A 22,803-nucleotide genomic window follows, 5' to 3' on the forward strand; every position below is an offset into this window, starting at 1 on the left:
ATGAGTAACGCCGCACAGTGCGTAAAAACCCTGGTGCAGGGCATGGTAGAAGACCGTGAAACCTACGGCAGCCTGAAAGCCCTGCTTTCCGACCAGCGTCAGTGGCTTATCGCACGCGATACGGCAAAGCTGGAGGAACTCAACCCGCAGCTTATCGCCTGCTACGAGCGCCTTTCCCACAACAGCAAGCAGCGCTACCAGCTTCTGACTCAGCTGGGCATTCCGGTCGGCACGCCGGGCCTGCGCACGCTGTTCTCCCGTCTTCCCGCCACGCATCAACGCCAGCTCAACGGCCTCTGGGACGCGCTTGAGCAGGTCGCCGCCGAGTGTAAAGCGCTTAACGATAGCAACATTGCCGTGCTCTCAATGCAGCAGGAGATCCTGCAAAACCTGCTGAACATCAGCGAGCCGGAAAACTGGCTGTATGAGCAGGAGTGCAAATGATTGGTTTTTATATGGAAACGATTGAAAACACGCGTTTCTACTGTCGTATCATTCAAGCGCTGCCTGCTAGCGAGCAGCAAAACATTATTGCCATCTCCCCCTGGGAGCAGATTAGCGACTGGCTGAGTACGCAGCCATGTCAGTCCGCAATGGTGAGAATTAACGGTGAAATCGATATCCCTTCACCTCAGGCCTTTAAAGAGAATAAGCCCGCGATATTTTCACGTATTGAGAGTGATATCCGCACGTCCCGTGAATTTTTGATACAGGGCATGCCCTTTGAGCGCTGCTGGAATATTTATTTGTATCTGCTGCTGCAGCTGATGAATAAGCCCGAACTGGCGACCCTGACGAAAATGATCCTCTGCTCCGGCAACGGGCTGGCAGAAAAGCCAGCCACACTTTTTTGCCAGCAACGAAACATTGTCACGCGCTATACAGAACTGGCTAATTTTCCCAATAAAGTGTTTATCGATCCCGAGGGAGCAAATGCGTACTCTGCGCTGGCGAAGCATCCTGAATGCCTTGATCTCCTCCCCGCCGTGACAGAGGAATTTCATGCAGAATGGATGGCCTACTACGAAGCAGAAAAACGCCAGCCGCCGCTGCAGGCACGCAACAATCCCTGCTCGCCTCTTATTGCGAAAATCGCTAAAGACACCGTTTTGCCACGCAAAAAGGGCTTTATTTTCCTGCCGCTGCAGGTTTCTTACGATACCCAGCTGTGGCTGAATGCTGACCTGCGTAATAAAGAAGCTATTCTTCATGGCAGCCGCGCTGCACGTCAGGAAAAGCGGGATTTGGTTGTCAAGATACACCCGGCGGAAACAGCGCCCGAAGAATTGCTTGATATCGCTCATCTCCAGCATCAGCACCGCTTTTTTATTACGCAGGAAAACACGTTGGATTTAATCAAGGCCGCTGACCGGGTGATTACAATTAACTCAACCGTAGGAATGGAAGCGCTGTTGTATCATAAACCCGTTGAAATCCTGGGACGCGCCTTTTACCAACACTTCGATAATGAACGATTGAAGAAGTATATCCATCATTATCTCTTTACCGGGGTTGAAGTTCGTGCGGAAACGCCTATTCCTGAAGCCACTGCCCGCGCGTTTATTAGACACTAATGCTTATGGAAACTATTAACTGGGGTGCGTTTTCCCGTATCGTTTATATCAACCTCGCTCATCGTCGCGATCGGAACGTCAGAATGAAGCGTCAGTTCCGGGAGCTGGGCGCACCAAAAGAGAAAATCATCCGCTTCGATGCCATCAAAGCGACACCGGGCGTTATCGGCTGCGTAAGGTCACATATTGCCGTTCTGGAAATGGCGATGGAAAGCGGCTGGGAAGATGTCCTCATTTTTGAAGATGATTTTCAGTTTGGGCGTGACGACGAGAATATTTCACGTTTGAACAGATGGCTTCATACGCTGAGTGGCGTAAGCTGGGACGTGGCGTTTCTGGCCGCCAACTATCATCGCGTGACGCCTTTAAAAAGCGTCGATTACCTCATTCGCGTCAATCAGGCATGGTGCGCCTGCGCCTACTGGGTGAAACGTCACTATTATCCACAACTGTTGGCTAATTTTCGCCAAAGCCTGGCTTATCTTGAGCAGGGAGGAGAGCCACAATGCTTTGCGCTAGACGTTCACTGGTGGCATTTAATGATGAAAGATTGTTGGCTAGGCCTTTACCCTTGCGCCGGTTATCAAGCGGCTGACAGGAGTGATATTGAGCTAGCCGATATTGACTACCGCCCGTTATTTTTTAAATCCCTTGATACGATAGTGTAAAAAAAGCGGCAATCGCCGCTTTTTTCAGATCAACGAAAGCCCGCACAGCAGCGTGAAGTCCGCTCCGTTTTCCCCGTCGTCCGCGCGCGGGTTCTGTAACTGCCAGCCGTACCAGGCGCTGAACAGCGCGCTGAATTCATCTGCCGTGAGCTGTTCGTTATCCTCCAGCCACATAGCGCACAGCATCTTCAGCTGGAAGAACTGACTGGTTAATGATTTCAACGCCGCGCCGTAGTTGCTCGCACTCCGGTACGGAAAATAATCGCTATATAAGCGGTACAGCAGCACGTTGCGGACGATAAACGGCTGCGCCTCAAAAAGAGGGATCGCCTTGCCGTCCAGCTCGCGTAAACGCTCCTGCAGGCGCGCGGGCTGCATGACCGCCAGCTCGCTGAGCTTAAACATCAGCATCATTTTCTGCATCGCGGGCACGTTCAGATTCAGGCGCATCGCGCCCATCTTGCCCAGCGCCTCAACGCGGTTGACCTCAATCGGCGGCAGCAGGGCCAGTTGCTCGCTTAACACGCCCGCCTCTGCCAGCTGGGCCAGCTGCTCGCCCATGGCGTTCAGGTTTTGCGGATCGCGCTGGTTCTCCTCCACGTAGCGCTGCGCTTTGCTGAGCAGCACGCCGATGGCGTACAGGCTGCTCTCCAGCGCGAGCGCCGGATGCACGGCCATGTTGATGCACTGCTGGTTTAAGGCCTCGTCCCAGGCATTCTGCTCGTGGCCGTCGGCCTCGACCTCACCGGCATGCAGCATAAACGCGTCCGGGTTGAGGAGGATTTCACGCGCGGCGCTTTCGCAGGCGGCGTTAAGGCTCTCGCGCTGCTGGTTGCCCAGCGTGATGCACGTCTTCGGCCACTCGCCGGACGCGTCCTCGCAGGCCGGACAGGTACACGCCTCTTGCCGCGCGTTAAACCGAATCACGTATTCAGGTTGGTAGTGTTCTATCAGTTCCATACATGCTGCTCCAGCCGCGGCAGTGGCGGCGATACTCATTGAAAGTTTTTGCGAAAAAACCAGTGGGTACAGTCGATAACGTCGCCGCTTGCGGGATCTTTTATCTCGGGTAAAAAAGCGAAGCTGGGCTGTAAACCCAGCCAGCAGTGGGCCTGCATCAGCAGCGGCCAGCAGGCGTCCAGGCCCGCGCCCTGCTGATGCGCCTGCCGATAAACGTCAAGCAGCGTGGGGATATAATCGCCCTTCACCGCATAGGCACATCCGCAGCCGCCCTTCAGCACGCGCGCCACGCCGGGCAGGGCCTTAAGCGCGGAAATGTTCTCGTAACGTCCGCCGAGCACCACCGCCTGCCAGTCAATATGGGGCAGGCGCTCAAGCAGCCGGTTCACCGTTTTGAGAGAGTGCTCTTTGCGCACGTATTTCACCGCCGCATCAATCAGCACCACGCTGTGCCATTGCTCGCGCTGAGCCTGTTCCAGCACCGCGCAGTGCGTCTCCAGCTCGCTGTGGTCAGGATCGCGGGCAAAAGCCACCAGCTGCGCGTCGCCTAACCCCAGTGAAGCGAGGCTCTGCCGCTGGTTCTCCAGCATGTCTGGCCGTTCGGGATCGTAGATCGCCACCACCTTGCCAAACGCCTGCCAGTCCACGGTGGCGCTGAGCGGCGCGGAGCTTAAGCGGCGGTAGTGGCTCAGCAGGTTGCGGTCGGTGACAAAGTCCTCCAGCGTCAGGTCTACGGGCGTGCAGGAGCCGAGCACAAAGTCTTTGTCGTAGGTATTGGCGCTGTGCGAGATGCACAGAATGGCCTCGCGCGGATCGATCTGCTGCACCGGCGCGGTGAAGTTGTTGAGAAACGCCTGCTCTTCCGCCAGCGTGGCGGTGTCATCATAGCGGTGGTTTTTCAGGAAGTTGCGGTGATAGCCAAACGTGCCGTTCAGCGCGTGGCGCTCCCCAAACGCGTGGGTGCGGTAAATTTTGTCGAGGTGGCTGTACCAGATGTAGATGGTGTCGCTACCGGAAAACAGCGCGTTGTTACGCTGCATCGCCGCCACCTGCATGCTGATTTTGTTCGGCGCATAGTAGTCGTCATCGTCGAAGCAGATGATGTACTCGCCCTTCGCCATCTCGTTGAGCATGTTGCGCTTTTTGCCCAGATCGAGCCGCTCCGGGCTGTGAACGTAGCGCACGGTGCACACTGCAGGGTCGACCATCATGGCGATCAGGTCTTCGTTACTCTGCGCCGAGTCATCCAGAATAATCAGCTCGCGCCTGTCGGCCGGGTAGTCCTGATACTGGAAGATGTAGAGCAGATAGGGCAAAAACGCCCGGCGGTTCCAGGTGGGACAAACCACGCTCACGAACGGGGTGCCGTAGGTTTTTTTCTGCTGCTGGCGTTTCAGCAGCGTCTGCATCAGATTGCTCATACTATCGCTGTCGCTGTGCCTGTTGTTGACGCAGCCAGCACTGTGCCGATACCGCGTCGGTGGTTTTCTGATCGCGTCGCTCCTGCTCAAGGCGCTGGGCTTCCCGGCGCGAGGCCAGCACCAGCTCAAGGCTTTTCTCCCGGCGGGACTCCGCCAGCAGGTTGCCCTGCAGCTTTTGTGCCTCCACGTTCGCCAGCGCCTGCTCCTGCTTTTGCCAGTCGATCACGCGCTGAATGTGGCGCTTGTAGACGGACTGGTTGCAGAGCATGGTCGCGCCGCCCTGCAGCTCCTGCACGGTGTTGTTGGCCAGGTTCGACAGGGCGTGAATGTTCTTTTCCAGCCGCTGGCACAGCTGCTGCTGCGTGGCCAGCCGGGCGCTGAGATCCTGCACCGCGCGGTTACGCAGCAGGTGCAGCTGTTCAAGGGTGTTAATCAGTTTGCTCATCGGAAATTATCCTGCCTGCGCCAGCGCGCTCAGGTCGGCAATGGTTTTCTCCAGCGGAGCAGCATCCTGAACCTCCTGCTGCAGAAAACGGGTAATGGCCGGGGCGAGGTTGACCGCTTTGTCGGCCAGCGGGTCGGCCCCCGCCACGTAACCGCCGAGCGGGATCAGCGGCTTAATGCTTTGATATTCTGCGTAAAGCTGCTTCAGCGTGCGCGCGGCACGCTGATGCGCCTGCTGCGTCACCTGGCTCATGCAGCGGCTGATGGACTGGCCGATATCGATTGCCGGATAGTGCCCGGCCTCCGCCAGGTGGCGCGACAGCACGATGTGGCCGTCGAGCACGGCGCGCGCGCAGTCGACGATTGGGTCCTGCTGATCGTCCCCCTCCGCCAGCACCGTATAAATGGCGGTCATCGAGCCGTGGCTTTCGCTGTTGCCCGCGCTCTCCACCAGCTTCGGGATCAGGCCAAACGCCGAAGGCGGATAGCCTTTGGTGGCGGGCGGTTCGCCCAGCGAGAGGGCGATTTCGCGCTGCGCCATGGCGTAGCGCGTCAGGGAATCCACCAGCAGCAGCACGTCTTTGCCTTTATCGCGGTAGTAGCTGGCGATGGTGTGGCACAGCTCGGTAGCCTTGATGCGCATCAGCGGCGATTCGTCCGCCGGCGCGGCGACAATCACCGATTTGCGCCGCCCCTCTTCGCCCAGCGAGTGTTCGATAAACTCTTTTACCTCGCGCCCGCGCTCGCCGATCAGCCCCACGACCACGACCTCCGCCTGGGTGTAGCGGGTGATCATGCCAAGCAGCACGCTTTTCCCCACGCCGCTGCCCGCCATCAGCCCGACGCGTTGGCCTTTGCCGATGGTCAGCAGGCCGTTAATCGCCCGCACGCCCACGTCGAGCGGCGCATCAACCGGCTGGCGCCTGAGCGGATGCACCTGCGGCAGCTGCTGCGGCAGCACGGTGTCGCCGGTCAGCTTGCCTTTATCATCAATTGGCTCGCCGAGGCCGTTGACCACGCGGCCGAGCCACTGGTCGCCAATCAGCACGCCGTGCTGTTTGTCCATGGGATAAACGCGCGCGCCCGCCATCAGTCCGGCGGGCTGTTTGAAGGGCATCAGGAAGGTCACTTCGCGGTCAAAGCCGACGACCTGCGCCTCCATCAGTTCGCCTTCCGCGCCTTCAACCTGGCACAGCTGGCCCACGGCGAGGCGGCAGCCGACGCACTCCAGCAGAATGCCCGCCACGCGCACCAGCCTTCCGGCCACGCGGGCGAGATTAATGTTCTCCAGCGAGCGTAAAACCTGCTCGAAGTCGCGATCACTCATCGTGCGATTCCGGCAGCAGGCTCGCCTTCAGGGCGTCCATGCACTGGTCGAGACGGTGCTGGCAGCCCACGTCCATCTCGGTGGTATTGGTGATCACCCGGCACTCGCCCGGCGCCAGGTCCGGGTCGGCGGTCAGCCCCCAGTGCGCCACTTTTTCCGGTTCGGCCTCGCTGATGCGGCGGTGCTCCTCGCTGTTCAGCATGACTTTCACCTGCTCCGGCTGCTGCGGCAGCGCGGCCAGCGCCTCTTCCACCAGGGTGAGGATTTGCGTGGGATGGAGCGTCAGCTCGCAGCGGATTACCTGGCGGGTCACTTTTTCAACCAGCTGTAAAAGCTCTTCGCGACGGCGCTGTTCATAGTTGGCCATGAACGCCTCCATCGACGCGATAATGCTGTCCAGCGGGTGTGCGGCCTCAAGAAACTGCTGGCGCGCCTGGGTTTTGCCCTCGGAGCGGCCCTTGCGCACCCCCTCTTCAAACCCCAGCCGCAGCCCTTCCTGGTAGCCCTCTTCTTTGCCCTCTTCCATGCCCTGGGCAAAGCCGCGGTTCAGCCCTTCCTGAAAGCCCTGCTGCAGCTGCGACTGCAGCGCGGCATCGTCCAGCGCCTGGCGCGCGTCGTCGGCGAGGTTTTGCACCGGGCGACGCTTGCGCAGCGGCGGGAATTTATGCAGGCGCGGTTTTACCACCGCCTGGCGGCTGGAGGTCAGGGCGCTCAGCGGTAAGCTCTGTTTCTTGTACATGGGTTACTCCATGGTCTGCTCGGTGAACAGCTGAACCTGAATTTCGCCCTCTTCCGCCAGCTGGCGCACCGTCGCCATGATCTCTTTACGCACATGCTCGATGCGGCTCACCGGCACCGGCCCAAGGCGGGTGGTGGTGGATTGCAGCAGCGTCACCTGACGCTTCGGCATGACGTTGAAAATGGCCTGACGCAGCACCGGCTCGGTGCCCTTGAGCGCAATCGCCCACTCTTCGATAGAAATTTCTTCCATCAGGCGCTGCAGGGTGGCCGGCGTCTGGCGGCTGAGGATGTAGAACTCGTACATCTCCTCTTCCAGCTCGTCCACCACCTCGGCATCGCGCTCGCGCAGCTGGTTGAGCAGCTGCTGCTGGTTACTCGAAATGCGGTTAACAATGTTGGCCGCGTGCTTGATGCCGACCACTTTTGAACCGTGCTCGGACAGTACAGACACGCCGCGCTCGATCAGGCGGTCCAGCTCGTTGATGACGTCGCGGTTGACGTCGTCCAGCCGGGCGATGCGCCAGACGATTTCGTCCTGCCGCTCCTGCGGCAGGGCGCTGAGCACGCCCGCCGCCACGTCCGGCGGCAGAAACGCGAGGAACACCGCCTGCAGCTGCAGGTGCTCTTGCTCAATCAGCGCCGCAAGCTGCGGAATATCGACCCACTGCAGCCGCGCCATGCGATGGCGGATTTCGTCGCCGTAGATACCGTTGATCACGCTGCCGGCAATTTCACCACCCAGCGCCTTCTCAAGAATGCCGCGCAGGTAGCTGCGCGACGCGCCGTTGATGCCGCTCTGCTCGCGGTAATCGTCAAAAAAATTGTTCATGGCGTGGCGAGCCTGGTCGACCTTCACGCCGTGCAGACGCGCCATGGTGTCGCTCAGCAGGATCACCTCGTCGCGGTTCATCTTCTGCATCACCTTAGCCGCTGCCTCTTCGCCCACGCTGAGCAACAAAATGGCGGCCTGCTCCAGTCGGCTGCGCCCGGCTGCGGTGCTGCCCTTACTGCTGCTGCTTGTTATCAGTTCGCTCATTGCTGTTGATCCATTGTTTCAAGACTTCTGCCATACGTTCCGTTTCGTTTTCCGCCAGCATCTGCAGGTACTCCACCTTGGTTTCAAGGCCAGAGCTTTGCGGCGGCAGTTCCGTATCCTGGTTGAATGCCGGGCCCGGCAGCCCGGTCAGGCCAGCTTCCGTAGTGACCATGCTGTTCTCAAGCGCCTCGTTCTGCGCGCTGCCCTCGATTGCCGCTCGCTCGGCAGGTTCACGACGTCCGTAGCGCTGGGCCAGCGGACGCAGGCCAAACAGCAGCGCGAGCAGAATCAGCATGCCAATCCCGCCGTTTTGCCCCCAGTACTGGATATTCGGGTCTTGCCACCATTTCAGCTCCGGCAGGCCATCCGGCGTTCTGTCGATAAAGGCCAGCCTGTCCAGCGTCAGCGAGTCGCCGCGCGCTTTTTCGATGCCAGCGGCATCTTCTACCAGCTTCGTTAGCGCGGTGAGCTGTTCCGGCGTCATATTGGCAAGCGGCGCGGCGGCCTGGTTAAGCGCCACCGCTACGCGCAGTTTTTCCAGCTTGTAGCCCGGGTGGCGGATGTGGCGAATATCGCGGTCGAATGCGTATTTACGCTGCTCCTGGCTGCGGTTCGAAAGCGAGCTCGGATTGCTGGTCTGCGTCTGGGTTTGCGCCGTCTGCTGATTGGCTGCCATTGGCGGCGTCACGGCGGTCGGCTGATTGACCGGGCGGTTGCTGAGCGAGCCGGGTATCCCCATCGCCAGCGCGTTGGTGGTGTTTTCGCGGGAGATATTTTCGTCGCTGATCTGCGGCTCTTTGCCCAGACGCTCCTGCGTCTCTTCCACGCTGCTCATGTCGACGGTTGGCGTCACGCTGATGCGGAAGTTTTCGCTGCCGAACAGCGGCGCGAGTAATCCGGCAATGTTGTTGGTGGTTTCATTTTTGATGCGGTCGATCACGTCGCGGCTCTGGCGAATGCTCGCCATGCTGGTGCCGCCCTGCTGGGCGTTTTCCGACAGCAGCGTGCCTGCCTGATCCACCACGCGCACGCTGGCGGCCTGCATGCCCGGCACGCTGCCCGCAACGAGCTGTACGATCGCCGCTACCTGCTGCTCGTCCAGGTGCTTGCCGTAGCGCAGCTGCAGCATCACCGACGCGCTGCTCTGCGGCTTGTTGGTCATCACGAACGAGCTGGACTCGCTCAGCCCCAGATGCACGCGCGCGTTTTCAACCGGGTCCAGCGCCATGATGCTGCGCGCCAGCTCGCCTTCCAGGCTGCGCTTGTAGCGCACGTTTTGAACGAACTGGCTGCTGCCGAGCATCTCTTCTTTATCCATCAGCTCGTAGCCGTCCGGCATCACGGCGGTAATGCCTTTCGCCGCCAGCGCCATGCGCGCGCGCGGGAGCTTGTCCTCCGGGATCAGAATCTGGCCGTTGTCGGGGTTAATGCGGTAGGCGATAGATTCCGCCCCCAGCACTTCAACCACCTGCGCCACGGGCAGCTTTTCCTGGCTGCCGTACAGCGCCACGTAGCCCTGATTGCTGCGCCACAGGGAAAACACGATTGCCGCAACCAGCGCCACGCCGCCCGCGGCCATTAGCCACTGCGGTTTAATGCGCCCGGTCGGGAGGGGTAAGGCAGAAAATCTATCTTTTAACTTAGTCAGCACGGGAAAACCTTACAGCGGAGTATTCATCACTTCGTCGAGCGCAGTGGTGAGCTTGTTACGGACCTGCATCATGGCGGAGAAGGCGACGCTGGCTTTTTGCGATTCAATCATCGCTCCGGCCAGATCGTCGCTTTGCCCAAGCTCAATCGCTTTTTGCTTCGCCCCCGCGGAATGCTGCAAGGCGTCGACGTTGTCGATGGCGTTGTTCAGAACCTGCGAAAAAGAGAGGTCGCGCGTGCCGGTGACGCCGGAAAGGGAAGCGCCCGGCGCAATGAACCCCGCGTCGCCGGTTGAGCCTGAGGCGGCCACGGCGGCAACGTTGCGCATTCTGTCCAGCATCGCCTGCTGGCTGGCGTGCAGGCCGATAGCGGTAATTTTGTCCATGGTGTTAGTCTCGCGCGCCCGTTATGAGTAGCATTCGAAATCGATACCTTCTTCGCGCATGGAGGCTAACCGGTAGCGCAGCGCCCGGGGCGTAATCCCTAAAAACGCGGCGGTTTTAGACTTATTGCCGTTGTGTCGCTTCAGCAGTTCGATGATGTATTGATATTCCGCCATCCGGCCATGCAGCTTGACGTTGCTGATGGCCGCTGGGGCGGCCTGCTGCTCGCGGTAGGCGGGCATGACGTCTACGCCGTCTAAGGTCGCGAGCGGCGCGAGCGCCGGCAGGCCAAAGTCTCTGGCGGTAATCTCTTCGCCGTTGCTCAGGATCATCCCGCGCTGGATCACGTTCTCCAGCTCGCGCACGTTGCCCGGCCAGTCATAGGCCAGCAGCGCGTGGCGCGCCTCTTCGCTCAGACGAACGTTGCCCTTGTGGAACGCTTTGTATTTGGCGATGAACCGCATCGCCAGCGGAATAATATCCAGGCGGCGCTCGCGCAGCGGTTTGATATGAATCGGCACAACCGAAATACGGTAGAACAGATCCTGGCGAAAACGGCCCTCGGCAATTTCCTGCTGTAAATCTTTATTGGTAGAGGCCACCAGGCGAATATCCAGCGGGATTTTCTTATGGCTGCCGAGGCGCTCAACTTCCTGCTCCTGTAATACGCGCAGTAATTTCGCCTGCAGCGCCAGCGGCATATCGCCAATTTCATCAAGCAGTAACGTACCGCCGTTCGCCTGTTCAAATTTACCGGCAACGCTTGTCACCGCACCGGTAAATGCGCCCTTTTCGTAGCCGAATAATATGGCTTCCAGCATGCTTTCAGGAATAGCGGCGCAGTTAACGCCAACGTAAGGCGCATCGGCTCCGAGGGCGTTTTCATGAATGTAGCGGGAAATACACTCTTTCCCTGTACCCGTTTCGCCCGTAATGAGTACCGACACATTATATTTCGCAACACGACGTGCTAATGAAAATACATTTATGCTTTCAGGCGCGCTGGCAATAAATCCATTTTCATTACGGGCTTCATGTTCAATAACAATACTCATAACAACTCACCAACATTTAAGCTAATTGTTAACTCAGGGCGCACACATGCCTTATGCACCATTTAGGGTGCATATCTACAGGGCGTGTATTCGAATAGAGATAATATGAATTAATCCGGTATTTTCAATGCCGGAAACTCATGACTGACGCGCAGTATAGCGCCCCTTTAGGAATTGTCTTGTTTTTAATGGGCATTAAAACTTTAATCCATAAATATCATTAACTTACGATAATAATTAATGCGTATTAATTGGCCTGAAATAATGAATTAATAATGAAAGGCATCTTGATTATGAAAGGCTATCAGCGTCTAATGCCTACCCCTAATAAAGGCTCTACGTAATTGGCCTTTATGGGGGAAGAGACCGACTCACTGATAAAGCGACACGGTCACCAGAAACTTAAATATTTATTATGCCGATAAGCTATTTACGCTTATGGCGAGTGCGATCCGGAAGACCTATGCCAGCAGCTCCTCAGAGAATCAGAATCTACCAACGTCAGGCGCTCCCCGATATGGTAAAACTCGACGTGAGCAAGCTTGGGCGTCCGTGGCATAAACTGCCGAAAATGATGAACGACAGCTTTGATATTTTCGACGCGCGCTTAAGTATTTATTTCCTTAAAAAGCTGCGCGTTAACGTGGCGCTAAAATCGATGACCTATGCCATCGATAAGCATTATAAAAACACCCAAATATTTGCCACACCGTTAGGTTCAATTGCTTTTAATATTGAAAGAACATTGTTATTACAAATTCTTCACGATTATTACGGCCTGGGAAAAGAGAGCCGCAATAAATCGCTGGATATCGATCAGCCCGTGACCAAAACGGAAGACCGCTTAAAAAATAAAATCGGTCTGGACCTGACCCGGCTGTTAATCGACAAAGAGATCTTCGGCGAAGAATTTGACGTCAAAAGCGATAACACCACGGTGATCAGCCAGTGGTCCTGGTGCGTGACGTTTACGCTGGAAGGCTACGATGAGGGCAGCTTCACGCTGCTGTTTGATAACGCGCACGTCGACCAGATGCTGGCGAGACTGCGTTCGCCCGACGCGGAGAACGCATCGGGCCGCCAGCAGCCGCCCACCCGGGCGCAGATTGAGAAGATGTTTTACGGCCTGCCGCTGAAGCTGAATGGCCAGATTGCCAGCCTCAATTTGACCGTGGCCCAGCTGGCCAAAATCCAGCCCGGCGACATTATTCCGGTCAATATCAATAGCAACGTTCCGGTATATATCGGCAAAGAACAGATTTTTGACGCCAAAATCGCTGAAGATAGCGGCAAGTTATTCCTCTGTGAATTAAACGACAGAACCATCGAGAAGCATTATGAGTGATCTGCAACAAGACCTGAGCCAGTCCCTGGATTTTGACGACCTGAATCTCGGCGACATGCCGCGGGAAGAGACCGTTGAGGGGAATATTCGCATGGATATTCAGGCCGAGCCTGAGTCCCCGGCGGCGATTGACGACCTGCGCAAAATGGCGCTGTTCAGCCGCATTCCCGTCACCCTGACGCTGGAAGTGGCTTCTGTTGAGGTGTCCCTAGCCGAGCTGATGACCGTGGGCCACGACTCGGTGGTGGAGCTGGACAAAATGGCGGGCGAGCCGCTGGATATTAAAGTGAACGGCATTCTGTTCGGTAAGGCGGAAGCGGTAGTGCTGAACGATAAATATGGCCTGCGGATTCTTGAGTTCAACAGCAAAGAGCTGGGCGAGTTAACGCGATGAGAGCACCACTTCGCGCCGCGCTGCCGTGGCTGCTGCTGGGCGGACTGCTCGTTTCCCCGCAGCTGCTGGCGGCCAACGGCGATATCACGCTGTTCAGCTCGGCGGCGACGGAAGGCGGCCAGGATTACAACGTCAAAATTGAAATCCTGATCCTGATGACGCTGCTGGGCCTGCTCCCGGTGATGCTGATGATGATGACCTGCTTCACCCGGTTCATCATCGTGCTGGCGATCCTCCGCCAGGCGCTCGGGCTGCAGCAAAGCCCGCCGAACAAGATCCTGACCGGCATTGCGCTGGCCCTGACGCTGCTGGTGATGCGCCCGGTGTGGACCACAATTTACCAGGACGCCGTCGTGCCGTTCCAGAATGACGAAATCACCCTGAAGCAGGCGTTCGGCAAAGCGGAAGTGCCGCTGAAGCACTTCATGCTGGCGCAGACCAGCAACAAGGCGATGTCGCAGATGATGTCGATTGCCGGCGTGAAGGGCGAACCTAAGGAGCAGGACCTCACGGTCGTGACCCCGGCCTATCTCCTGAGCGAGCTGAAAACCGCGTTCCAGATTGGCTTTATGATCTACATTCCCTTCCTGGTCATTGACCTGATTGTTGCCAGCATCCTGATGGCGATGGGGATGATGATGCTGTCGCCGCTGATCGTGTCGCTGCCCTTCAAGCTGATGCTGTTCGTGCTGTGCGACGGCTGGACGCTGATTGTCGGTACGCTCACCTCCAGCGTGCAGGGGCTTTAGCGATGGTAACGATGGATATCGCCGGGGACATCATGGCCACCGGCATCAAGCTGGTGCTGATTATTTCCGCCGTGGCGATTGTGCCGAGCCTGATCGTCGGCCTGTGCGTCAGTATTTTCCAGGCAACCACGCAAATTAACGAACAAACGCTGAGCTTCCTGCCGCGCCTTCTGGTGACGCTGGCGGTGCTGATTATTGGCGGTAAATGGATGCTTACCCAGCTGGTGGATTTCACCGTCAATATTTTTCAGCAGGCGGCGGCGCTGGTGGGCTAGCGGGCGATGGGTATTGATATTCATACGCTGATTAACCCCCTGCTGGCGTTGGTCTTCCCCTTCTTTCGCGTTCTCGCGTTTCTGCACTTCTGCCCGGTGCTGGACAACCGCGCCTTTAGCCGACGCATTAAAACCGTTCTCGCCCTGGCGCTCGCCGTCATCATCACGCCGATGCTGCCGGAAAAAGTGCTGATTACTGAACTGATGTCGATGCGCACCATCCTGCTCACGGGCGAACAGCTGCTGTGGGGCGTGCTGTTTGGCATGGCGATGCAGCTGGTTTTCGTGGCCCTGCAAACTGCCGGACATATCCTTTCCATGAATATGGGCCTCGGCATGGCGATGATGAACGACCCGGTGAACGGCAGTTCGACCACCGTGATTTCGCAGATGATTTACACCTTCTGCGGCCTGCTGTTTTTCGTGATGGACGGGCACCTGCTGGTGGTGACCATCCTCTACAAGGGCTTCGTCTGGTGGCCAATCGGCCAGGCGATTAATAAGCCGACGCTGCTGCTTATCGTCCAGAGCCTCGGCTGGATTATGTCGTCGGCGACGCTTATCGCCCTTCCCACCACCTTTGTGATGCTGATCGTCCAGGGCGGCTTTGGGCTGCTGAACCGCGTATCGCCCACGCTCAACCTGTTCTCGCTGGGTTTCCCGATCAGCATGCTGTTTGGCCTGCTCTGTATTTCGATGATGATGACCAATATTCCCGACCACTATCTCAACCTGACCAACGACATTCTGGCCAGGCTTGAAGCCGTGAGGACGCACTGATGTCCGGCGGCGGCGATAAAAGCGAAAAACCCACAGCGCAAAAGCTGCGCAAGGCGCGTGAAAAAGGGGATTTGCCGCGTTCGAAAGACCTCACCATGGCGGTGGGGCTGCTGGCCTCGTTTATCACCATGAGCGCCTTTTTGCCCTACTACAAGCAGCTGGTGGGCGAGTCCTTTAACGCGGTCGGCATGATGGCCGGGCGCATCGACGATGAAGGGGCGCTGAGCCAGTTCTTGCTGCTCAACGTGTGGGTGATTGTCCGCTTTATCGGCACGCTGGTGCCGATCCCCGTTGCCTGCATCGTGGCAAGCCTGGTGCCCGGCGGCTGGATGTTTACCGTTTCAAAGCTCAAGCCTGACTTCAAAAAGCTCAGCCCTGTCAGCGGCGCAAAGCGCCTGTTTTCCAGCAGCCACTACGTGGACGTCGGCAAGATGATGCTCAAGTGCGGCATTATTCTGGCGGTGCTCTACAGCATGGTTCACAGCTCGCTGAACCCGCTGCTGCACCTGCAGCGCCTGAACCTGAATCAGGCCATTCATCACGGGTTCAGCATTCTGCACCACGTGCTGGTCTACTTCATCACCGTGATCGTCATTTTTGCGCTGCTCGACGTGCCGCTGGCGAAATTTATGTTCACCAAAAAAATGCGCATGACCAGGCAGGAGGTCAAGGAAGAGCATAAGAATAACGACGGTAACCCGCAGATTAAAGGGCGTATTCGCCAGCTGCAGCGCCAGATGGCGATGGGGCAGATCAACCGCACCGTACCGGAGGCGGACGTCATTATCACCAACCCGACGCACTATGCGGTAGCGCTGAAATACGATCCGAACAAAGCCGAAGCGCCCTACATCGTGGCGAAAGGAATGGACGATATTGCCCTGCACATCCGTGACGTAGCGCGCACCCACCAGATAGAAATCGTGGAGTTTCCGCCGCTGGCGCGCGCGGTTTATCACACCACGCGGGTTAACCAGCAAATCCCCGCACAGCTTTTTCGCGCCATTGCGCACGTGCTGACCTACGTCATGCAGCTTAAATCCTGGCGCACCGGCCAGCTTGAACAAAAACCCCGCCTGAACAGGCAGATAAATATTCCAAAAGAGGTCTTAAAAGCCGATGGCGAACAGTAAGTTACATCAGACGCTTGCCATACTCCGCAACGGACGCGTAGGCGTTCCGATACTGCTCCTTAGCGTTCTGGCAATGGTGATGCTGCCGTTGTCACCGCTGATGCTGGATATCCTATTCACCTTCAATATCGCGCTGGCGGTGGTGGTGCTGCTGGTTGCGGTCAACATGCAGCGCCCGCTGGATTTTGCCGTCTTCCCGACGCTGCTGCTGATCACCACCCTGATGCGATTGACCCTGAACGTGGCCTCCACCCGCGTGGTGCTGCTCCACGGCCACGAGGGCGAAGGGGCGGCCGGTAAGGTTATCGAAGCCTTTGGTCAGGTGGTGATCGGCGGCGATTTCGTCGTCGGCTTTGTGGTCTTTATCATCCTGATGATCATCAACTTCGTGGTGGTGACCAAAGGGGCAGAACGTATTTCAGAAGTGTCGGCGCGCTTTACGCTGGACGCCCTGCCGGGCAAACAGATGGCGATCGACGCGGATCTGAACGCCGGGCTGATAAACCAGAACCAGGCGCGGGATCGCCGTAAAGAGGTGGCGAAAGAGGCCGACTTCTACGGCGCGATGGACGGGGCGTCGAAGTTTGTGCGCGGGGACGCCATTGCCGGGATCATGGTACTGGTCATCAACGTCATCGGCGGGATTTGCATCGGGATTTTCAAATACGATCTCGATGCCAGCCACGCCTTCCAGCAGTACGTGCTGCTGACCATCGGTGACGGCCTGGCGGCGCAAATCCCTTCCCTGCTGCTGGCTACCGCGGCGGCGATTATCGTCACGCGCGTTAGCGACGGCGACGACGTAAGCGATGAAATCAAAACGCAGCTGCTGGCGAAGCCGAAAGTGCTGTATACCGCCGCATTCGTTATGTTCGTGCTGGCAATTGTTCCCGGCATGCCGCACATCGCCTTTCTCTCCTTCACCGGGCTGCTGCTGTTTGCCGCCTGGCGGCAGAGCAAAGTCGTTGCCCCCGCCAGCAAGGAGGCCGATTACGACGCCATCAGCGAAGCGCTTGCCACCGACGCCGCGCCGACCATCGGCTGGGAGAGTATTCCGCTGGTTGAGCCCATTGGCCTGAACCTCGGCTATAAGCTGGTATCGCTGATCGACACGGCAAAAGGCAGCCCGCTCTCCCAGCGCATACGCGGCGTTCGCCAGGTGGTGTCCGAACAGTGCGGCGTGCTGCTGCCCGAGATCCGCGTGCGCGAGAACTTCCGCATGAAGCCCTCCCAGTACGCGATTTACATCAACGGCATCCGTACCGCGATGGGCGAAGTGTATGCCGAAAAGCTGATGGCGATCCCGGGGGCGGAGCTGTACGGCGAAATTGACGGCGTGCTGGATACCGATCCGGCCTACGGAATGGCGATCGTCTGGATCGACCCCGAGCAGAAAGCAGCGGCGCTGAATTTTGGTTATCAGGTGGTGGATTGCGCCAGCGTGGTGGCGACGCACGTGAACAAGGTCGCGCGTGAGCATCTGCCGGACCTGTTCAACTATGACGATATCACGCACCTGCACGCCCGCCTGGCGCAGCAGGCGCCGAAGCTGGCGGAAGATCTCGCTAATGCGCTCAACTTTAGCGTGCTGCTACGCGTTTATCGTCAGCTGCTGCTGGAGCAGGTTTCGCTGAAGGATATTGTGACCATCGCCTCGACGCTGCTTGAGAGCTCGGCGGTGACCAAAGACCCGATCCTGCTGACCTCCGACGTGCGCTATGCGCTGCGCCGGGCGATCATTCACGCCATTAACGGCGACCGCCAGAAGCTGTCGGCCTACACCATCGATAACGCGCTGGAAAATATTCTGCTTGGCGCGCTAAACCAGGCGCAGCAGGCGGGTAAAGTGGCGCTGGACAGCTTTGCCGTCGATCCGAACATACTGACGCAACTACAGAACACCATGCCGGTGATTCAGGAGCAGATGAAGGCGAAGGGGATGCCGCCGCTGCTGCTGGTGACGCCGCAGCTGCGGCCGCTGATTTCACGCTACGCCAGGCTGTTTGCCAGCAACCTGCACGTGCTTTCCTATAACGAAGTGCCGGACGATAGCGATTTAACCATCGTGGGCACGCTGGCGTAACGCCACGGCGGCGTTAGTCATCAAGAAAGCGCAGCTTCCAGGCGGCCAGCGTGCGCGGCATTTTGCGCTGGTCGTTACCGTCGGTGCTGTAGTAGTGCAGCTCCAGCCCGCCGCCTTTGACCGGCGAGATACGCCCCGCCCAGATGTCACCTTTTGGCGTATACATGACTATCGCCGTGCGGCTGTTCGCGGCCCCCTGAACCCACATGGAGAGCACGCGGGCGCCGATATTATCGATATCATCCTGGTAGATGTAGACGTTGGCGCTGTCGACGAAGTTTTGATAATCCGCGCCGACCAGGCTGCGGAATTTGTCATCCAGCGCGGCGTCCGGGAAAATCCCCAGCGACAGCAGCGTGGCCTTTGGCCGGGGGTCGGTGTCGGAGAGCTTGTAGGCGCCGTCGAGGAAGACGCCCGTCGGCATCGATAAACGACACCCCCAGTCGGTGTTGCTGTAAACCTGCAAATAACCGTCTTTTCGCGGGATCAGCAGCGCCTTGCAGTTGCTGGTATCCACCACCTTTTCCACCACCAGCATGCCGTACAGGCGTCGCGCTTCTGCGGTAAATTCGTCGTGGTTTAGCCCCGCCCAGGCGCGAATATCGAGCGTTACGCTCCACTGGGCGTTTCGGCTGAACTGGATCACGCCGCCGCTCATGTTGGGTGCCAGCATGTTCCACCACTTTCCTTCCCACTTGAAGTCGCGGTTGGTATCAGAGATGGCGCTGATCCCGGCGTAGTACGCGCGCTCGATGCAGGCGTCTGATGTGCATTTTTCCAGCAGCTTTTCCCACTCGTAATACTTTTTGTCGATGTTCTCGACGTTTTCGCGCAGGATCGCCTGGTTGTAAATGACCGACAGCGTGCTGTCCAGCCAGTGCAGATTGTCGTTATTACAAATCGTGTTTTCCAGGGGCGTAACGGCCCGCTGGCAATTGACTGCCATGGCGCTGCCGCAGAAAAATAATGTCATGAAAAACAGGCTGCTAAATATACGACGGATCATCTCTGCTTAAGTTTTATTCAAAAGGGCGGCTATTGTGGCGAAGGCGACGCCGCTTTGCAATATAAACCATTCACACGGATTATATCTCACCGTAACCGTCAGCCTTTCGCTGGGGGATTTTTCTCATCGTCCGTTAGGTATTAGTCTGTCCTGAAAGCTAATTTCCTGACAAAGCGGCTGCTGGCAATTCGACCGTTTTGTTATAAAAATTCCTCATATGTTAAAAATAAAAAACATTTTACTTAAAAATGATTATCACGTTAATCAAACGCTGAAAGCATACGATTTAACATGCAGATGATTAACAACCAGATATTTTATGGGAAATAATTTTTCCGCCCATATGGAATTACTGCTTCCCACCCTCTCCAGCATGCGTTATTTTTAATTTCACAGTGATTATAGCGCACTTTTTTTGTCGACTGACTGGCTCAGTCATAATGACAAATGCCTGATTAAAAACAATTAATAATCTTTTATTTAATTTACAGATCGTTTTAACCAATCAATGTTTATTGATCGATCGATATTATTGATCGTCCATCCACCTCACATAAACGATTGATTTCATCGATCGATATTAATTATTCGATCGACTTTGACAATCGAAAGCCAAGCGATTACTCTTTATTTTCCGCGTTATATCCTAACTTGTTAATTTATTGTTTGTAAGAAAGCGCCTGTAGCCTAACGCCTTAAACACATCCTCAATGAGTAATACGCTACTTCTCGTCATTAATACTTCACATTGAGTACATACAGAGCGATCCGGAGTTTTCAGTGATTGAACGTTTGAATTTCAGAAGGCCGCTAAATATTAGTTTCTCGGTGATTGCCGTAGCGATTATTTTAATTGGCATCGCGGTGGGCATCTCGCAATGGACTACCGCTCAGGAAGCCTGTAAAAAGCAGAACCGTATCTACCTCGGCAATATCGCCGCGTTTCTGGATAAGTATCTGGACGGCTACGAAAATATTGTGAGAGAGATGACGCGCATTGCGGCAGACAGACATACCTTCGACAAGCAAGATGAAAACGACCTGGCGCTGCGTAGCTGGATGATTGAGCGGCTGCGAATCATGCCGGACGCGCTTTCAATCATTCACGTGAGCAATAACGGCCACTACATCCGCCTGCCCTACGTACCGCTAAACATCGGAGAGAAAAAGGCGTGGGATCCGCGCAAAGAGCCGTGGTTTACGCTCGCCGTCGAGGATTCAGACGAAGCGCATTACAGCGTCAGCCGTGACCCGTTCGCCAACGATGAGCACGTCATTACCATTTCGCTGCCCATTATTAACAGTACGGACGGGGCAAATACGGGCGTTCTGGCCCTGAACCTGGACCTGAAGAAAAGCACCGAGATCTTCAACACCGCGCTTCCTCCAATGAAAAGCCGGACGTTCGTGATGGACCGACATGGCGAGCTGGTCATCAATCCTGGCTATCCGTTCGATGCAGGGACGCTCAAGGCCATCGCGCTGAATGCCAGAGAGTACCGGGGCGATTTTGTGATGAATAACCGGTATTACACCTACCGCACGGTTGGCTCCCAGTCCTGGCTGGTAGTACACGAGGTGGAAGAGAGCGTGTTGGGTGACATCGCCTTTCGCCTGTGTGCAAGCGCCGTCCTGGGCACGCTGGCCGCGCTTATCGTGGTGCTTTTCTGCTGGTGGTCGGCCCGCGCCGCGCTGAACGCCATTTTTATGCATATCGCAGCCAGCATCCGCAGCGGCGATATCAATCCCAGCAGCGTGGAGGAACTTATCTTTGAAGAGATCCACAGCTCACAGCAGCGCCAGACGCTCATTGCGCATGAGGCCTTAACCGACGGCCTCACCGGGCTGAAGAATCGCCGCGCGTTTGATGCCGATGCCGCGCGCCTGAGCGCCAATCCGCAGGCCTTGCTTGCGATGATTGATATCGACAACTTCAAAAGCATTAACGACACCTGGGGCCATACGGTCGGCGATAGGGTTCTGAAAATCGTGGCTGACCTGGGCTCGCGGCTGCGCGGCCTGGAGAATATCTCTCTCTATCGCTACGGCGGAGAGGAGATCGCGGTCCTTTTCCAGGAGATCTCCCCTGAAAAAGCGCAAAGCTTTCTCGAAAAATGGCGAATTGCGGTGAATACGCGCTCATTCAGGGAAAAAGATCTCAAGGTCTCCTTCAGCGCAGGGCTGTGCAGGATGGGCGGTGCCCCACTGTCGGAAACCCTTGCCAGTGCCGACAGGCGGCTTTATCAGGCCAAGAAAAACGGTAAAAACCGGATCGTTGTCGGATAGCCTCTCATCGCCGCTTAAGTTTTGTGAAGGTTGTGTCGTTTAACGCTTTATTGGTGTGGCTACGAGGGTGGCATGGAAAAGAGTACGCATTTTGTCGTGCAGTGTGTCGAAAAGAACAGGCTCGATTCGGGTATCGATTTTGTTATCCAGCCGATTTTCGATCTCTCACGGTTTGTCTGCATCGGCGGCGAAGTTCTGGTTCGCGGTACGCACCGGCGCAACATCGTGCCGCCGCATCTGTTCATCAGCAAGCTGGAGAAAAGCGGCGGGATTTTGCCAATGGGCGAGTACATCCTGGCGCAGGCCTTTACGTTTTTAGCCAGCCAGCGGCTCGAAAACCAGCTCTTTACGTTCAATATCTCCTGGGTTCAGCTTCAGGACGCCCAATTCGCCGAGCGCACTCTGGCACGAATTACCGCGCATGCGCTTACGCCGCGTAGCCTGGTCTTTGAAATTACCGACTGCGCCGGGCAGCTTGACGGGAAGGTTAAGCAGAACCTTGACGCGCTGCGCGGCGCGGGGGTGAATCTGGCCTGGGATGGCATTGACTGCCTGGAGACGCTTCAATCCCGGCTCGCGCTCTACCCGCCTGACTACGTCAAGCTCGACAGAAGCTGCCTGATGCCAGGCCACCTCGACAGCACCTACGCGATGCTGGCATACCTGGAGTCATTCGATGTGGACGTAATCATTGAGGGCATCGAAAACTATACCCATGTCTCCACCATGCTGCGCCGCGGCGTGAAGTATGGTCAGGGATACCTTTTCTCACGCCCGGTCAGTAAAGAAGCCTTCCATTTACACTATATGCAGCCGGAACGCGCTGAATGATTTTGGCACCTGACGACGGCGGAAGCGGTTGAATACGGCCACGCGCGAGTAATAAAAAAGCCCCGTACGGGGCTTTTTTCCTAAGCCAGGCTTAGAACGGAATGTCGTCGTCGAAATCCATTGGCGGTTCGTTAGACGGTGCCGGAGCAGACTGCTGCTGCGGACGAGACTGCGCGCCGCCGCTGAACTGGTTGCCGCCCTGCGGCTGCTGAGGCTGACCCCAACCGCCCTGCTGCTGGTTCTGACCACCACCTGCCGGTGCGCCACCGCCCTGACGGCCGCCCAGCATCTGCATGGTGCCGCCCACGTTCACCACCACTTCAGTGGTGTACTTCTCAGCGCCGGACTGATCGGTCCATTTGCGGGTACGCAGCTGGCCTTCGATATAGACCTGAGAACCTTTACGCAGATATTCACCGGCCACTTCAGCCAGTTTGCCAAACAGCACAACGCGGTGCCATTCGGTCTGCTCTTTCATCTCACCGGTCGCTTTATCACGCCAGGATTCGGAAGTAGCCAGCGTAATGTTGGCAACTGCGCCACCACTCGGCATGTAGCGTACTTCCGGGTCCTGGCCCAGATTACCGACGAGAATCACCTTGTTTACGCCTCTGCTGGCCATGTTCGTGTCTCCTGAATACGTTTCTTAATAGTGTAAACGC

At 57.0% G+C, this 22,803-nt stretch carries 23 protein-coding genes; 12 read left to right on the top strand and 11 right to left on the bottom strand.

Features of this window, described 5'->3' with window-relative positions; genetic code table 11:
• The 3 genes from ACJBF3_RS17355 (at position 1) to ACJBF3_RS17365 (ending at position 2,242) form a co-directional block, all read left to right on the top strand.
• Positions 1–444 carry a flagellar protein FlgN gene (locus tag ACJBF3_RS17355; RefSeq protein WP_045328816.1) on the top strand — a complete coding sequence of 148 codons (444 nt, stop codon included), beginning with the start codon at positions 1–3 and terminating at the stop codon, positions 442–444.
• Complete coding sequence (locus ACJBF3_RS17360) at positions 441–1,574, top strand: hypothetical protein (RefSeq protein ID WP_048994410.1); 1,134 nt, start codon at positions 441–443, stop codon at positions 1,572–1,574. The genes ACJBF3_RS17355 and ACJBF3_RS17360 overlap by 4 nt, the downstream gene beginning before the upstream one ends.
• Before the next feature lie 83 nt (positions 1,575–1,657).
• Entirely contained in the window at positions 1,658–2,242 is a 585-nt protein-coding gene (locus tag ACJBF3_RS17365) for a glycosyltransferase family 25 protein (protein ID WP_158409378.1), read from the top strand.
• 24 nt (positions 2,243–2,266) lie between these two features.
• Here the strand turns inward: ACJBF3_RS17365 and ACJBF3_RS17370 are convergent, their stop codons facing one another.
• The 9 genes from ACJBF3_RS17370 to ACJBF3_RS17410 are packed head-to-tail and all read right to left on the bottom strand — an operon-like array spanning position 2,267 to position 11,259.
• Entirely contained in the window at positions 2,267–3,202 is a 936-nt protein-coding gene (locus ACJBF3_RS17370; RefSeq protein WP_045328818.1) for a hypothetical protein, read from the bottom strand.
• A gap of 35 nt (positions 3,203–3,237) precedes the next feature.
• Entirely contained in the window at positions 3,238–4,623 is a 1,386-nt protein-coding gene (locus tag ACJBF3_RS17375) for a glycosyltransferase family 2 protein (RefSeq protein WP_045328820.1), read from the bottom strand.
• A 1-nt stretch (position 4,624) separates the two neighbouring features.
• Entirely contained in the window at positions 4,625–5,068 is a 444-nt protein-coding gene (gene fliJ, locus ACJBF3_RS17380; RefSeq protein ID WP_045328822.1) for a flagellar export protein FliJ, read from the bottom strand.
• Between the two features lie 6 nt (positions 5,069–5,074).
• Entirely contained in the window at positions 5,075–6,394 is a 1,320-nt protein-coding gene (gene fliI / locus ACJBF3_RS17385) for a flagellar protein export ATPase FliI (protein ID WP_047716131.1), read from the bottom strand.
• A complete protein-coding gene (gene fliH / locus ACJBF3_RS17390) occupies positions 6,387–7,133 on the bottom strand; it encodes a flagellar assembly protein FliH (RefSeq protein ID WP_045328826.1) in 747 nt (248 codons plus the stop codon). The genes fliI and fliH overlap by 8 nt, the downstream gene beginning before the upstream one ends.
• A gap of 3 nt (positions 7,134–7,136) precedes the next feature.
• Positions 7,137–8,171 carry a flagellar motor switch protein FliG gene (locus tag ACJBF3_RS17395; RefSeq protein ID WP_045328828.1) on the bottom strand — a complete coding sequence of 345 codons (1,035 nt, stop codon included), beginning with the start codon at positions 8,169–8,171 and terminating at the stop codon, positions 7,137–7,139.
• Positions 8,140–9,822, bottom strand: a complete 1,683-nt coding sequence (gene fliF / locus ACJBF3_RS17400) for a flagellar basal-body MS-ring/collar protein FliF (protein WP_052672184.1) — start codon at positions 9,820–9,822, stop codon at positions 8,140–8,142. Before fliF ends, ACJBF3_RS17395 begins: the two co-directional genes overlap by 32 nt.
• Positions 9,823–9,831: 9 nt before the next feature.
• Positions 9,832–10,206: a flagellar hook-basal body complex protein FliE gene (fliE, locus tag ACJBF3_RS17405; protein WP_045328830.1), complete on the bottom strand. Its 375-nt coding sequence runs from the start codon at positions 10,204–10,206 to the stop codon at positions 9,832–9,834.
• 21 nt (positions 10,207–10,227) lie between these two features.
• The gene (locus ACJBF3_RS17410) at positions 10,228–11,259 is read right to left on the bottom strand and encodes a sigma-54-dependent Fis family transcriptional regulator (RefSeq protein WP_045328832.1); all 1,032 of its coding nucleotides are present in this window, start codon (positions 11,257–11,259) and stop codon (positions 10,228–10,230) included.
• A gap of 463 nt (positions 11,260–11,722) precedes the next feature.
• Here ACJBF3_RS17410 and ACJBF3_RS17415 point away from each other — a divergent pair, with 463 nt between their 5' ends.
• From ACJBF3_RS17415 to ACJBF3_RS17445, 7 genes are read left to right on the top strand one after another with little or no spacing between them, the layout of a single operon-like run.
• Positions 11,723–12,604, top strand: coding sequence for a FliM/FliN family flagellar motor switch protein (locus ACJBF3_RS17415; protein WP_045328834.1), 882 nt, complete (start codon positions 11,723–11,725; stop codon positions 12,602–12,604).
• Positions 12,597–12,998: a FliM/FliN family flagellar motor switch protein gene (locus ACJBF3_RS17420; protein WP_045328836.1), complete on the top strand. Its 402-nt coding sequence runs from the start codon at positions 12,597–12,599 to the stop codon at positions 12,996–12,998. The genes ACJBF3_RS17415 and ACJBF3_RS17420 overlap by 8 nt, the downstream gene beginning before the upstream one ends.
• Positions 12,995–13,747 carry a flagellar type III secretion system pore protein FliP gene (gene fliP / locus ACJBF3_RS17425; RefSeq protein ID WP_045328837.1) on the top strand — a complete coding sequence of 251 codons (753 nt, stop codon included), beginning with the start codon at positions 12,995–12,997 and terminating at the stop codon, positions 13,745–13,747. The genes ACJBF3_RS17420 and fliP overlap by 4 nt, the downstream gene beginning before the upstream one ends.
• Before the next feature lie 2 nt (positions 13,748–13,749).
• Positions 13,750–14,022 carry a flagellar biosynthesis protein FliQ gene (gene fliQ / locus ACJBF3_RS17430; RefSeq protein WP_045328838.1) on the top strand — a complete coding sequence of 91 codons (273 nt, stop codon included), beginning with the start codon at positions 13,750–13,752 and terminating at the stop codon, positions 14,020–14,022.
• A 6-nt stretch (positions 14,023–14,028) separates the two neighbouring features.
• Positions 14,029–14,802 carry a flagellar biosynthetic protein FliR gene (gene fliR / locus ACJBF3_RS17435; protein WP_045328839.1) on the top strand — a complete coding sequence of 258 codons (774 nt, stop codon included), beginning with the start codon at positions 14,029–14,031 and terminating at the stop codon, positions 14,800–14,802.
• Positions 14,799–15,935 (top strand): flagellar biosynthesis protein FlhB, encoded by a 1,137-nt coding sequence (gene flhB / locus ACJBF3_RS17440; protein WP_045328840.1) that lies wholly within the window; start codon positions 14,799–14,801, stop codon positions 15,933–15,935. The genes fliR and flhB overlap by 4 nt, the downstream gene beginning before the upstream one ends.
• Complete coding sequence (locus ACJBF3_RS17445) at positions 15,922–18,018, top strand: flagellar biosynthesis protein FlhA (protein ID WP_045328841.1); 2,097 nt, start codon at positions 15,922–15,924, stop codon at positions 18,016–18,018. The genes flhB and ACJBF3_RS17445 overlap by 14 nt, the downstream gene beginning before the upstream one ends.
• A 13-nt stretch (positions 18,019–18,031) precedes the next feature.
• Here ACJBF3_RS17445 and ACJBF3_RS17450 read toward each other — a convergent pair whose 3' ends face one another.
• A complete protein-coding gene (locus ACJBF3_RS17450) occupies positions 18,032–18,964 on the bottom strand; it encodes a lysozyme inhibitor LprI family protein (protein WP_371196632.1) in 933 nt (310 codons plus the stop codon).
• Between the two features lie 840 nt (positions 18,965–19,804).
• Here ACJBF3_RS17450 and ACJBF3_RS17455 point away from each other — a divergent pair.
• The gene (locus ACJBF3_RS17455; protein ID WP_080351110.1) at positions 19,805–21,310 is read left to right on the top strand and encodes a sensor domain-containing diguanylate cyclase; all 1,506 of its coding nucleotides are present in this window, start codon (positions 19,805–19,807) and stop codon (positions 21,308–21,310) included.
• 72 nt (positions 21,311–21,382) lie between these two features.
• Positions 21,383–22,141: an EAL domain-containing protein gene (locus tag ACJBF3_RS17460; RefSeq protein WP_045328844.1), complete on the top strand. Its 759-nt coding sequence runs from the start codon at positions 21,383–21,385 to the stop codon at positions 22,139–22,141.
• Positions 22,142–22,232: 91 nt separating this feature from the next.
• Here ACJBF3_RS17460 and ssb1 read toward each other — a convergent pair whose 3' ends face one another.
• Positions 22,233–22,763: a single-stranded DNA-binding protein SSB1 gene (gene ssb1, locus ACJBF3_RS17465; protein ID WP_006177466.1), complete on the bottom strand. Its 531-nt coding sequence runs from the start codon at positions 22,761–22,763 to the stop codon at positions 22,233–22,235.
• Between the last annotated feature and the right edge of the window lie 40 nt (positions 22,764–22,803).

Origin of the sequence: Enterobacter sp. PP-008-ECC_S150 (assembly GCF_045257065.1) — a bacterium.
GTDB lineage: Bacteria > Pseudomonadota > Gammaproteobacteria > Enterobacterales > Enterobacteriaceae > Enterobacter > Enterobacter chengduensis.

Coding starts and splice junctions, on each gene's coding strand:
- ACJBF3_RS17355 (WP_045328816.1), top strand. CDS start 1: ATGAGTAACGCCGCACAGTGCGTAAAAACCCTGGTGCAGGGCATGGTA.
- ACJBF3_RS17360 (WP_048994410.1), top strand. CDS start 441: ATGATTGGTTTTTATATGGAAACGATTGAAAACACGCGTTTCTACTGT.
- ACJBF3_RS17365 (WP_158409378.1), top strand. CDS start 1,658: ATGAAGCGTCAGTTCCGGGAGCTGGGCGCACCAAAAGAGAAAATCATC.
- ACJBF3_RS17370 (WP_045328818.1), bottom strand. CDS start 3,202: ATGGAACTGATAGAACACTACCAACCTGAATACGTGATTCGGTTTAAC.
- ACJBF3_RS17375 (WP_045328820.1), bottom strand. CDS start 4,623: ATGAGCAATCTGATGCAGACGCTGCTGAAACGCCAGCAGCAGAAAAAA.
- fliJ (WP_045328822.1), bottom strand. CDS start 5,068: ATGAGCAAACTGATTAACACCCTTGAACAGCTGCACCTGCTGCGTAAC.
- fliI (WP_047716131.1), bottom strand. CDS start 6,394: ATGAGTGATCGCGACTTCGAGCAGGTTTTACGCTCGCTGGAGAACATT.
- fliH (WP_045328826.1), bottom strand. CDS start 7,133: ATGTACAAGAAACAGAGCTTACCGCTGAGCGCCCTGACCTCCAGCCGC.
- ACJBF3_RS17395 (WP_045328828.1), bottom strand. CDS start 8,171: ATGAGCGAACTGATAACAAGCAGCAGCAGTAAGGGCAGCACCGCAGCC.
- fliE (WP_045328830.1), bottom strand. CDS start 10,206: ATGGACAAAATTACCGCTATCGGCCTGCACGCCAGCCAGCAGGCGATG.
- ACJBF3_RS17410 (WP_045328832.1), bottom strand. CDS start 11,259: ATGAGTATTGTTATTGAACATGAAGCCCGTAATGAAAATGGATTTATT.
- ACJBF3_RS17415 (WP_045328834.1), top strand. CDS start 11,723: ATGCCAGCAGCTCCTCAGAGAATCAGAATCTACCAACGTCAGGCGCTC.
- ACJBF3_RS17420 (WP_045328836.1), top strand. CDS start 12,597: ATGAGTGATCTGCAACAAGACCTGAGCCAGTCCCTGGATTTTGACGAC.
- fliP (WP_045328837.1), top strand. CDS start 12,995: ATGAGAGCACCACTTCGCGCCGCGCTGCCGTGGCTGCTGCTGGGCGGA.
- fliQ (WP_045328838.1), top strand. CDS start 13,750: ATGGTAACGATGGATATCGCCGGGGACATCATGGCCACCGGCATCAAG.
- fliR (WP_045328839.1), top strand. CDS start 14,029: ATGGGTATTGATATTCATACGCTGATTAACCCCCTGCTGGCGTTGGTC.
- ACJBF3_RS17445 (WP_045328841.1), top strand. CDS start 15,922: ATGGCGAACAGTAAGTTACATCAGACGCTTGCCATACTCCGCAACGGA.
- ACJBF3_RS17450 (WP_371196632.1), bottom strand. CDS start 18,964: ATGGCAGTCAATTGCCAGCGGGCCGTTACGCCCCTGGAAAACACGATT.
- ACJBF3_RS17460 (WP_045328844.1), top strand. CDS start 21,383: ATGGAAAAGAGTACGCATTTTGTCGTGCAGTGTGTCGAAAAGAACAGG.
- ssb1 (WP_006177466.1), bottom strand. CDS start 22,763: ATGGCCAGCAGAGGCGTAAACAAGGTGATTCTCGTCGGTAATCTGGGC.